At 67.2% G+C, this 10,089-nt stretch carries 13 protein-coding genes and 1 tRNA gene; 6 read left to right on the top strand and 8 right to left on the bottom strand.

Going from position 1 to position 10,089, the window contains the following annotated elements; all coding sequences use genetic code 11:
- The first annotated feature begins 62 nt into the window (after window positions 1–62).
- Entirely contained in the window at window positions 63–371 is a 309-nt protein-coding gene (locus tag ACFPZ3_RS52740; RefSeq protein WP_379522017.1) for a sigma-70 family RNA polymerase sigma factor, read from the top strand.
- Entirely contained in the window at window positions 368–1,513 is a 1,146-nt protein-coding gene (locus tag ACFPZ3_RS52735; protein WP_379522016.1) for a hypothetical protein, read from the top strand. Before ACFPZ3_RS52740 ends, ACFPZ3_RS52735 begins: the two co-directional genes overlap by 4 nt.
- Here ACFPZ3_RS52735 and ACFPZ3_RS52730 read toward each other — a convergent pair.
- From ACFPZ3_RS52730 to ACFPZ3_RS52710, 5 genes are all read right to left on the bottom strand, one after another.
- A complete protein-coding gene (locus ACFPZ3_RS52730; protein WP_379522015.1) occupies window positions 1,503–1,736 on the bottom strand; it encodes a hypothetical protein in 234 nt (77 codons plus the stop codon). The genes ACFPZ3_RS52735 and ACFPZ3_RS52730 overlap by 11 nt on opposite strands.
- Window positions 1,733–3,262, bottom strand: coding sequence for a radical SAM protein (locus ACFPZ3_RS52725; RefSeq protein ID WP_379522014.1), 1,530 nt, complete (start codon window positions 3,260–3,262; stop codon window positions 1,733–1,735). Before ACFPZ3_RS52725 ends, ACFPZ3_RS52730 begins: the two co-directional genes overlap by 4 nt.
- Window positions 3,259–3,990 carry a prolipoprotein diacylglyceryl transferase gene (locus ACFPZ3_RS52720; protein ID WP_379522013.1) on the bottom strand — a complete coding sequence of 244 codons (732 nt, stop codon included), beginning with the start codon at window positions 3,988–3,990 and terminating at the stop codon, window positions 3,259–3,261. Before ACFPZ3_RS52720 ends, ACFPZ3_RS52725 begins: the two co-directional genes overlap by 4 nt.
- 1 nt (window position 3,991) lies before the next feature.
- Window positions 3,992–4,276, bottom strand: a complete 285-nt coding sequence (locus ACFPZ3_RS52715; protein ID WP_379522012.1) for a hypothetical protein — start codon at window positions 4,274–4,276, stop codon at window positions 3,992–3,994.
- A gap of 682 nt (window positions 4,277–4,958) precedes the next feature.
- Complete coding sequence (locus ACFPZ3_RS52710) at window positions 4,959–5,339, bottom strand: TetR family transcriptional regulator C-terminal domain-containing protein (protein ID WP_379522011.1); 381 nt, start codon at window positions 5,337–5,339, stop codon at window positions 4,959–4,961.
- Window positions 5,340–5,410: 71 nt separating this feature from the next.
- Between ACFPZ3_RS52710 and ACFPZ3_RS52705 the strand changes: the two genes are divergently transcribed.
- Window positions 5,411–5,638: a hypothetical protein gene (locus ACFPZ3_RS52705; RefSeq protein ID WP_379522010.1), complete on the top strand. Its 228-nt coding sequence runs from the start codon at window positions 5,411–5,413 to the stop codon at window positions 5,636–5,638.
- Here ACFPZ3_RS52705 and ACFPZ3_RS52700 read toward each other — a convergent pair.
- Together ACFPZ3_RS52700 and ACFPZ3_RS52695 are read right to left on the bottom strand one after the other, a co-directional pair.
- Window positions 5,620–6,252, bottom strand: a complete 633-nt coding sequence (locus ACFPZ3_RS52700; protein WP_379522009.1) for a response regulator — start codon at window positions 6,250–6,252, stop codon at window positions 5,620–5,622. The two genes, ACFPZ3_RS52705 and ACFPZ3_RS52700, sit on opposite strands and share 19 nt — an antisense overlap.
- A gap of 12 nt (window positions 6,253–6,264) precedes the next feature.
- On the bottom strand, window positions 6,265–7,464 hold the full coding sequence (locus ACFPZ3_RS52695) for a sensor histidine kinase (RefSeq protein ID WP_379522008.1): 1,200 nt from the start codon (window positions 7,462–7,464) through the stop codon (window positions 6,265–6,267).
- Between the two features lie 322 nt (window positions 7,465–7,786).
- On the opposite strand from ACFPZ3_RS52695, the gene ACFPZ3_RS52690 reads away from it, so the two are divergent.
- Together ACFPZ3_RS52690 and ACFPZ3_RS52685 are read left to right on the top strand one after the other, a co-directional pair.
- Window positions 7,787–8,185, top strand: a complete 399-nt coding sequence (locus ACFPZ3_RS52690) for a hypothetical protein (protein WP_379522007.1) — start codon at window positions 7,787–7,789, stop codon at window positions 8,183–8,185.
- A 138-nt stretch (window positions 8,186–8,323) separates the two neighbouring features.
- Window positions 8,324–8,396, top strand: a tRNA-Arg gene (locus tag ACFPZ3_RS52685).
- Window positions 8,397–8,480: 84 nt separating this feature from the next.
- Here the strand turns inward: ACFPZ3_RS52685 and ACFPZ3_RS52680 are convergent.
- Window positions 8,481–9,161, bottom strand: a complete 681-nt coding sequence (locus tag ACFPZ3_RS52680) for a site-specific integrase (protein WP_379522006.1) — start codon at window positions 9,159–9,161, stop codon at window positions 8,481–8,483.
- Between the two features lie 244 nt (window positions 9,162–9,405).
- Between ACFPZ3_RS52680 and ACFPZ3_RS52675 the strand changes: the two genes are divergently transcribed.
- On the top strand, window positions 9,406–9,612 hold the full coding sequence (locus ACFPZ3_RS52675; RefSeq protein ID WP_379522005.1) for a UTRA domain-containing protein: 207 nt from the start codon (window positions 9,406–9,408) through the stop codon (window positions 9,610–9,612).
- The last annotated feature ends 477 nt before the right edge of the window (window positions 9,613–10,089 follow it).

Raw genomic sequence — 10,089 nt, 5'->3', positions numbered from 1 at the left:
ATGCGCGCAGTTCCGGGACGTGGCATCAGATGTCACTCCTGGATACTGTTTAGGAACGGTACGTGCGCACGACCATGGTCAGGCTGCACATCAGGTCGTGGCGCCGGCGGCGCAGGGAGAGCCTGGTCGCCTCCGTACCCGAGCACGGCGAACCCGACCACTACGGCGACCCCGACCTCTGGGCCGAACTCCAGGATCTCCCCCGCAAGCAGCGGGCCGTACTCGTGCTGCGTTACTACGAAGACCTGCCGGACCAGGAGATCGCCGAGATCCTCGGGGTTTCACGTGGAACGGTACGCAGTCAGGCGGCCCGCGCTCTGGACAAGCTCCGGATCAAGCGAGCGGCACCTGTGCTGCGGGAGGCGCGATGAGAAGCGAAGAGGACCTGGTCGCCACGATGCGGACGGCGGCGGAGCGGGCCGGACCGCGGGAGCTCGCAAGTGGGGTCGCCTGGCGGCGGCGCGCGCGGCGTACCAGGCGGCGGGTGGGGGCGGCGCTGGCGGCCGCGGCGGTGGTGATCGTCGCGGGCGGGACGGCGACCGTGCTGAGAGGGCAGGAACGGCAGGTTCCACCCGCGGTGCTCTCGCCGGTCGCGCGGGTGTGGCCGCAGGCGGTGGTGAAGGTGCCGGTCAAGGATGCCGACGGCCGGCAGACGTTGCCGGTGAACGGCATGAACGCCACCGAGGTGCTGTTGTTCGCGAAGGGAGCGAAGGGAAAGGTGGACCGGCTGGAGGTGTTCGACTCGGCCACGGGCAGGACACGGGTGCTGGGCGACGTGCCGTCACGCCGACCTCAGCGCTTCGAGCTGGGCACGAAGTACATCGCCTGGTTCGAGGAGGCGGGCTTCTGGATCATGCCCAGGCAGGGTGGCGAGGCCCGGCGCCTGGGCCCGCTCACGGGCGAGGTCGAGAAGATCGGCCTCACGGACGACTCCCTCGTCTGGTCGGTCGTGGACGGCGGCGTCTACCGGATGCCACTGGCCGGCGGCGCGGCAGAGCGGCTGCCGGGCACCGACGGGCTCCATCTCATGTCCTGGCCCTGGGCGAACGCGTGGGCCGGCGACAACATGTCGAGAATCGTCAACCTCGAAACCGGCCGGTCCTCCGACGTGGCACTGCCGGAGAATGTCGAGATGATGCAGTGCCATGCCCAGTGGTGTACCGGCCTGCAGGCCGGCAGTCACCTGATCGTGCAGCGGGTGGACGGAGCCGAGCGGCGGACACTGCCGGACACGCTGCTGCGCGACGGCTTCTGGTGGCTCCTCGGTGACCGATATGCGCTCTTCCGGTCACGAGAAGGGTCGCCGTTCGTCGTGTACGACCTGCCCACCGGGACGATGACCGGGGTCGGCGAGGTGACGCCGACGCTGCTCACCTCCTCACCAACCAGCACGATCTTCTGGGACGCGGACGCCGAGTACTACCAGGACTGCGCGGACCGGGTCTGCGTGACCAAGTCGCGCGGCGGCGGGAAGGAGCACACGGTCGTCAACCTGAAGGCCGTCACAGGATGATCGCCGCGAGCGCCGCCAGGCCGATGAGGCCGAGGTAGGCCAGGACGAGCCGGGTGTCCCTGAGCAGGCACTTGCTTCGGGTCAGCCCGGCCCGCCGCGCCTTCCAGTACCCGGCGAAACCCAGCACCGCGAAGCCCAGCACCGCCCATGGGCCGAGCAACCAGGCCAGCAGGGCGATGGTCGCGTACACGCACAACCGGAGCGGATCGTAGGGTTCCTTCACCGTGTCTCCTTGCGCCGCACGGCCGACAGCCGCTGGGCCGAGAGTTGCGGCCACGCCTGTACGGCGCAGAACGGCGCGCACTGGTCCTGCTCCGCCCGCGTCCCCACGTGCACGCAACACTGCGTGAGCCGCTCCTCGATCATGGTCGAGATGTCCATGAACGGTTTGACCGTGACGCGCACGACCCGCTCCCCCAGCATCCTGCGCAACTTCCTGCGCCTGCCGGGCAGGGCCGAGGAGGCGAGCGTGAGCAGGGTGGAGACGCCGAGGTCGCAGTTCTCGCAGATGGTCCGCCACAGGTCGCCGACCTGCGGGTGCGACAACGACGACTGCTCGGAGAGCAGTCCGAGCAGTGACTCCTGTACGGCCTGACGCAGCTCGCGCGGGATCTCCGTGTCGGCGATGCGGTTGGAGACCAGCCCCAGGTTCTCCTTGAGGCGGTCGTGGCCGATCAGCTCGGTGAGCGAGCGCCACTGGCGGGCGTCGTCGCGGATGAGGTAGCCGACCGAGCAGCAGTGGGGGTGTGAGCAGGGCAGGGCGGTCAGGTCGCGCCAGGTCACCAGGCCGTCGGTCTGCGGGCCGAGGCGCTTGAGCACGCCGGTGTGGGTGAGGCGGTCCTGTGTGTCGATGGGGCCCGATCTGCCCGAGCCGAACTGGGGTTGCAGGGACACGCCTCCGACGTACGGGGTGTCGAGGGCCAGGCGTACGACGTCGCCGATCTCGCCGTCGTTCACGCCCAGGGCGGCGGTCATGACGAGGGTGGTGAAGATCTCACGTTCGGACAGGCGCTGCACGGCGCGTGCCTTGATGCGGGTGAGGTCGCCGCCTCGGTGGTGTTTCGAGGCGTCGGCCGAGGTGCCGTCGTACTGGAGATAGACCTCCACCCGTTCCCTGTGCTCGGTGAGGAGGTCGAGGAGGGAGTCGTCCGAGGCGATGAGGACGCCGTTGGTGTTGAGGAGGATGCGGGTGATCGGGCGCTCGCTCAACTCCGTGAGGAGGGTTTTGAGTTCGGGGTGGAGGGTTGGCTCGCCCCCGCTCAGCATGAGGACGTCGAGTTTGCCGTTCTCTCTTCGGAGGCGTTGGTCGACGTTCGCCAGTACGTCTTCCACCGGGACGGTGCCGGAGAGGTCGGGAGAGCTGTCGGCGAAGCAGGTGGGGCAGCGGAGGTTGCAGGTTTCGGCGATGTCTTCGAGCAGGATGCAGGTGTGCTGGGTCTGGAGTTCGGGGAGACCGCGAAGGTAGGCGGACGGGATCGGAGCGAAGTTCCCGGAGACATCCGGCATGTGCTGCTTCGTGGGGGCGGTCCATTCCTCCAGGTACTTGAGGATTTCCGGATCTTCGTCGTACAAAGTGCTGATGAAGCCGTGTTCGCGGCATCCGCGCTCCAGCCACACCCGGCCGTCGCGCTCGGCCAGATAGCCGCTCAGCCGCTCGACCCTGTCGAGGTCGCGGCCGTGGCACCGGGGGCAGAACGCGTTGACGTACCTGAGGATGCGATCGCCCCTGAGACCCATCCCTGCACTCATGTCATGACCTTCCGTACGAAGAGGGGATCGTAGTAGCCACGCCGCCAGCCGTACCCGACCCTCACGGCCAGCAACACCATTCCCGGGATCAGGAACCACTGGGGCCTGGTCAGGTCGAGCCAGACCGTCTCGTTCGCCCTGGTGAACTCGACGAGGAAACGGAAGACGGCGTACGAGGCGAGGTAGAGCGTGAACAACTCACCGGGCTGCGTCAGCCGTCCGCGTGCCCACATGAGGGCGGCGAAGACGGCGAGCTGGAAGATGATCTCGTAGATGAACGACGGATGCATGGCCTGCCCGGTGAGGCAGCCAGGGCATTCGGGGGTCGTCGGCGGGGCGTGCACACCCCAGGGCAGGTCGGTGGGTCTGCCGGGGGCCTCCGTCAGGTGGCACCCAATCCTGCCCACGGCCATGCCGAGCGCCACCGCCGGGGCGAACAGATCACCGGTCCGCTCCTTGTACCCGATGACCCGCTTCGCCACCAGCACCCCGACGTACGCGCCGGTCAGGCCGCCGAGGATGCTGCGGGAGCCGTACAACCAGAAGTCCTGGAGCTCCAGCGTCTCCAGCCAGCCCGCCAGCCGCATCCCGATCGCCCCGCCGACCAGCGCCCCGGCGACCGCGATCAGCGACTGCTCGTTCAGCGCGCCGCGCCCGCGTGCCTCCCGTACGAAGACGACAGAGGCCACGAACACGCCGAGGCCGACGAATATCTCGTGGTAGGGCATGTCAGCCGTACAGGCTCGGGTTGAGGCCCGTGCAGAGTCCGGCGGACAGGATGGACCAGAGCGCCCACCCGATCATCAGCCCCAGCCCGAGGCCCCTGCTCCAGGGCTTGCGGACAAAGCACAGACCGATGCCCGCACCCAGGCCGGCCAGGGCCAGCACCACCGCGCCGATGATGAGGTAGGGGGTGGAGTCGGTGTCCATGGCGGCGAAGAACATCACGAAGCCGACGACGACGTTGAGGACGCTGTAGAGGGCCAGGCCGGCGAAGAGCAGGCCGATCAGCATGCCCGTGGAGCCGCCTGCGGGGGGTGGTGGTGGCTGGCCTTGGGCTTGGAAGGTCGGCTGACCGTAGGGCGGGCCTCCCTGCGGCGGCTGGCCCCCGTACGGCGAAAGGCCCTGAGGCGGCTGTCCTCCGTACGGTGAAAGGCCCTGAGGCGGCTGTCCTTGGGCCGCGCCCCCGTACGGCGGCGCCCACTGGGGTGTGCCTTCATGCGCCTGGGCTGGACCGAGCCCGTGAGAGGTGTTCGGCGGCGCGAAATCGGGCCGCTTCTCCCCCTGGCCGGCATCCTCCCCTGGAGGCGGCAAGGGGCTCGGCAAGCCGGAAGGGGGTGGCAGATGCACAGGGCTGCCGGTCGGAGGCGGCGGCCCGGGCACCGGTTCACCGGTCGGAGGCGGTGGGTCAGGCACCCGCTCTCCGGTGGGAGGCGGCAGAAACTCAGGCTCCCCGTCCGGCACCTGCTCATACCTCGATTCGTCAGGCTCCCCGGACGACGGTGGTGGTGTTGTGCTCATGAGCTAGCTCTACCTCCAAGTCACCATCAGACTAGGCACCCGCAATTGCCATCCCATCAACACATCACACACTGCGCGCGCCAAAGCACATCAAGCAGTACCGACCTACCAACCGCCGTCTGGAGGAACGGTCGCGGCGACAACCCCGACCGCAGCCCCGCGCTGCGCCATCCGCTCACGGTCGGTGCGCGCGAGGCACGGCTTCCAGCAGGGAACGCAGCAGTTGCGCGGCGGTGCCCGCCGAGACCTCGCCGGGTGTGTTCATGATCTGGGCGGCGAGTCCGTCGACGAACGTGTGCAGGAGCGCTGCCCAGAGCTCGACCTGGGCGTCAGGGTGTGGGTGTGTCGCCTGGCCCGGTTCGCGGATCGGCTCGTGTCCGCGTAGGGCGGCGATGCATTGGCGGTGCAGCGCCCGTTGGTCGTTCCACGTCACAGAGCCTCCCTCCGGAGGGTGCTGACGTTCCCATTCCACGATCGCCGACCACAGCGCGTACTCCTCGCGCCGCTCGGCATCGAGCGGCAGCATCTCCTCCACGATCGTAGCGATCTGTTCCACCATCGAACCTTGGGTGCGGGGCCGCTGGACGCGTGGGGTGACCCGCCGTCCAGTGGTCGCCGCTCCTCGGCGTGTACGTGACCATCATGGTGCTCCCAGGCATCCTGCTCTTTGCCGCATGGACCGCCCTGGGCGAACGGATGCGTGAACGGTTCGAACGCTGGCAGGACAAGCTCTCCTCCGGATCCCGCACGACGCTGCGCTGGATCATCGGGATAGCGGGAGCCCTGATCCTCCTGGACGCGGCACCGGACCAGATCACCATCACGATGAGCCCTTACTACGGACCCTCCGAGTAATAGATCGCCGCCTGCACCCGGCTCTTCAGCCCCAGCTTGTTCAGCACCCGGCTGACGTGCGTCTTGGTCGTGGCCTCCGCCATGTCGAGCTCCCTGGCGATCTCGGCATTGGACAACCCCCGCCCGATACAGGCCAGAACCTCCCGCTCCCGAGGCGTCAAACCCCCCGGATCGGCAGCCGTCTCCCTGCGCACGGGAGTCTGCTCCGCGAAGGCCGTGATCAGCCTCCGCGTAACCCCCGGCGAAATGAGCCCATCCCCCCGAGCCACCAGCCGAACCGCCTCGACCAGCGACTCAGCGTCCGTGTTCTTCAGCAGAAACCCGGCGGCCCCCGCCCGAAGCGCCCCGAACACATATTCATCGACATCGAACGTGGTGAGAATCAGCACATCGCAGACCCCCGCCAACTCCTTGGTGGCGGAGATCCCATCGAGCCGAGGCATCCGTATATCCATCAACACGACATCAGGCCGCAGTTCCCGAGCCATGGCCACGGCCTGCTCCCCATCGCCGGCCTCCCCCACGACCTCGATGTCATCCACCCCATCCAGGATCATCACGATCCCGACCCTGACCGCCGCATGATCGTCAGCCACCAGCACCCTGATGCTCACCAGCCACCTCCATCACCCGTCGGCGTCCGAAAAGGGGAAGATCCTCGACCGCTCCGCATCCCCACCCGTAGGAAGAACGACCAGAACGCGCCACCTGCGATCGCCATCCGTCTCCTCCCCGCTCCGGGCTTTCACCTCACCAGCCTCGAAGAGTCCCCCCACCAACGAGGCCCTCTCCCGCATCCCGATCAACCCGGCCCCGGCGCCGGGCAACCCACCCTGCCCCCGCTCTCCCACCGAGTTCGCCACGCTCACCGAAACCCGCTCGTCCTCGTAACCGACGACGATCGAGACCGGCGACACCCCGTGTTTGAGCGCATTGGTGAGCGCCTCCTGCAATATCCGATAACCGGCGAGGTCAACGGAGGCGGGCAACTCCCTCGCCTGCCCCTTGACCCGTATGTCCACGACCATCCCGGCCTGCCGCACCCTCTCCACCAAGGTCTCGGTGTCGGCCAGGCGAAGCCGGGTGGCCTCGTTCTCGTCGCCTTCCTGCCTCAGCAGCCCGATCATGGTCCGCATCTCGGCCATCCCCTTGACGCTGTTCTCGCGTACGGACTCCATGACCTGCCGCACCGTCTCCCGATCGAGATCCTTGCGAGAGAGCGCGGCAGTGGACTGAATGGCGATGGCGCTGAAGTGATTGGCGATCATGTCGTGCAGTTCGCGAGCCATCCGTGTGCGTTCGGCGGCGATGGCGGCCTGTCTGTCGAGCTCCGCGAGATGAGCCACCTCCTCGGCCCGCGCCCGCTCGTCCGCGGCCCGATCACGTTGCTCACGCAGAACCAGCGCGGTGGTGACAGGCGTGATGAGCACCAGGCCGGCCTGCACTCCCATGACAGCCAGAATCCCCCAGTCCGCGGCGAGGAACCCGGCCACGGCCCCGGCGACGACCGCCAGCACGGCGGTGATGCCGAGCAACATCCGAGCGAACCGGGCCGGCCCGTAGAGCGCGGCTGCGTACAGATTGTCGGTGAAGACCAGCACCGTGCCCAGAGACGGCCCCACGAACCCGTCCAAGGTGATCCCGACCACCCCGAGCCCCAAAGAGAGCAGGGGCGCCCGCCGCCGCACCAGAACGCCCGCACAGGTGAGAGCCAAGGGCACGACCAGCCACCACACAGGCACCCCGCGGTCGAGATGGCCACTACCCGCGATGAGCACCAGGCCCATCACGAAGGCCAGCCCAGCCCACAACGCAACCCGCTTCATGCCCCCATCCCACCACCTCGCGACACCCTTTCCCTCCTGCGAAGGTCCGCCTGTGGATACACCCTTCGATGTATCCACAGCCCGCCGCCACATCCGGCCGTACGAGGCGTTTGCGCAGATGACGGCCTTCATCGCCGCTCCACCGGGGAGAGAACCACCCTCACCGGCGATCTTTGCTGCACCCGCGGTTGATAAATCTCCACCCCTCACGTCGGCCCGAGTTCTCGATGACGGCTACGCATTGCAACTATGTACACACAGAACGTGGGACCCAAGCGGTCGCGCACGGGATCCCTTCCAACTACCGCGAAGGTAGGAGTACGTGGACATAGAGGCGGAGATTCGCAAGCTGAAGCTCCGTATGGACGCCCTCGAAACAAGCGGCCGTTCCGGCACCCCAGCCACCGGCCGCTTCAGGGCTCGACGCCGGAGCATGCACTTCCCGGCGCAGAACTGCACGCCCATGGAGGACGTACAGACCGACATCACGTCGGCGTCCATAGACGTCGCCGAAACCAAGATCCGGCTCAGAGACCTACAAGCCAACCTGAACCAGGACATCGCCGCCCTGAACGATGAGATCGGAGGCTTCCGAAGGCAGACCAACGACCGTCTCGCCAAGGTCCAATCGCAGTCGCGAGACGAGCACAACTCCATCCACCGCAGACTCACCGACCTGACCCTCCTGGTCGAACGCCTGCTGAAGAGGCTGGACGCGTAACGCCGGGGTGAGCCCCCGCCTCACCTCGGGGGCCACCCTTCCCACGTACGACACCCCAGGCCCGAACCGGCTGCTCCACGATTGCCGCATCTGGTTCGAGGAACTCTCCAGAACCCGCTATGCTTACTTACGCAGCAAGCGGCCGTAGCTCAATGGATAGAGCATCTGACTACGGATCAGAAGGTTACGGGTTCGACTCCTGTCGGCCGCGCTCCAGCTCAAAGGCCCTCTTGGGAACATCCCAGAGGGCCTTTTTCGTGCCGTACAGCAGCGTTGTACAGCAACGCCGCCGAGGTTAACCGTCTGATTCGGTAGTCAGACGCTCATTCAGCCGGTCGAGCGCCTTGCGGGTCACGGGGCTTGGTACCTGGGTGTACACGTCCATGGTCATCGAGATCTGGGAGTGCCGCAGGATGCGCATCGCCACACGCGGGTGGACATCAAGGGCGGCCAGGAGCGAGGCGCAAGTGTGCCGGGTGTCGTGCACACGGATACGCGGCACGCCCGCCCGACGGCAGTGGCTCTCGAAGGCGCGGTTGAAGTTGCGCGGCTCGATGGGCGTGCCCGTCCGAGTGGTGAATGTCAGATCCGAGTCCTTCCATTCGTCCCCAGCCATCTTGCGTGCCTCCTCCTGGACGCGCTGACGGTGTCTGAGCGCCGAAACGCACAGGCCGAAGAGCGGCAGCGAGGCAGTCGAGTCCTCCGTCTTGGTCGTCTGCCGGTGAAGGAGCTGGCCGCCGACTCGGGTGAGCTGGCGGGAAATCCAGAGCTGTTCGCCGCCGAGATCCACACCGTCCCAGGTGAGGCCCAGAACCTCGCCCCGCCGAAGGCCCAGGACGAGGATGAGCACGTACGCCGCGTAGTGCGGGCCTTCGGTCGCCCGTAGGTGTTCGAGGAACCTCCGTGCCTCATCGACGGTCCACACCGTGCTCTGGCGCTTCTTCTTGGTCTTGCTGACGCTCGGGAGCGTGGTCAAAGAGGCGACGTTCTTCGTGGTCAGTTCTTCCCGCAGGACGTGGCCGAGCGCCGAACGCAGGACCCGGCGGATGCCCGCGATGCTACTGCGGGAGAGGTAGCCCTTGCAGCGCGGCGGCCTCCTCGCATGGACGGGTCACGTAGGCGTCCAGGGCCGATGACGGGATGCGGCGGCAGCGAGCGCCGACGAGGATGGATGTGATGTCCCCGGAGCGGATCAGGTACCCAAGGCCCTGTTCCTCTGCGTGGAAGACCTCAGCGGCAAGCGCTACCACCACGCCCGCGACCAAGGGATCGCCCGCAGTGCCACACCGGAGGAAACCGTCACCCTCGACTTGACACAGGGTGCGCAGGTCGTGCACGTCATCCACACCGCCCGGGCGGAAGATGACGCGATCCCGGAAGTCTCAGAGTCCATCTGGCCCGCAGATCCGCGCCTGCCAGCAGGTTGATCGCCACACCCGAAAAGCGGACGGTCAGGTCCGGAAGAGAGTGGTTGGGACAGACCGGTAGTAACGTCCCCGCCAGCGCCGCTGCCGAGCTGGTGCCTCCCCGCGTCCAATTGGCTAGCCTTCCCCGGTGAGCTTCGCCAACCTTGCCCGTAGGGTACGTAACCGTGCCTTGCCTTACCGATGGCGAGTGTCAGCGTTCCGGTCCTGCGTGCAGTTGTATCGGCCACTCGGATTCGAGGCGACGCTGAGTTTCCTCGAGTTCCAGGCCGGGAGGTTTCAACGCGATGAGGCGGCACTGCTTCAGGCACTGGATGTTATCGAGGCCAGCCGCGCTGCCTGGCATGCCGAGCTCCACACCTACGCGACAAGGCGTCAGGAGGCCAAAATGCAAGGGCAGCGATCTCCGCGTGCAGAGGAGTTCACGTCCAGGGAGATGGTGTGCGGGTGATCTAGCCCATGCTGTGGTGCGGGAGAGAT

This window comes from Nonomuraea insulae (genome assembly GCF_042656245.1).
Note: the sequence above shows the minus strand (reverse complement) of the source record. Positions and strands in the feature narration are given on the sequence as shown.

What these genes read in the sequence shown, in the direction of transcription:
- ACFPZ3_RS52695 (WP_379522008.1), bottom strand. Translation starts at nt 7,464, where the DNA reads ATGAAGCGGGTTGCGTTGTGGGCTGGGCTGGCCTTCGTGATGGGCCTG.
- ACFPZ3_RS52725 (WP_379522014.1), bottom strand. Translation starts at nt 3,262, where the DNA reads ATGAGTGCAGGGATGGGTCTCAGGGGCGATCGCATCCTCAGGTACGTC.
- ACFPZ3_RS52720 (WP_379522013.1), bottom strand. Translation starts at nt 3,990, where the DNA reads ATGCCCTACCACGAGATATTCGTCGGCCTCGGCGTGTTCGTGGCCTCT.
- ACFPZ3_RS52715 (WP_379522012.1), bottom strand. Translation starts at nt 4,276, where the DNA reads ATGCTGATCGGCCTGCTCTTCGCCGGCCTGGCCCTCTACAGCGTCCTC.
- ACFPZ3_RS52735 (WP_379522016.1), top strand. Translation starts at nt 368, where the DNA reads ATGAGAAGCGAAGAGGACCTGGTCGCCACGATGCGGACGGCGGCGGAG.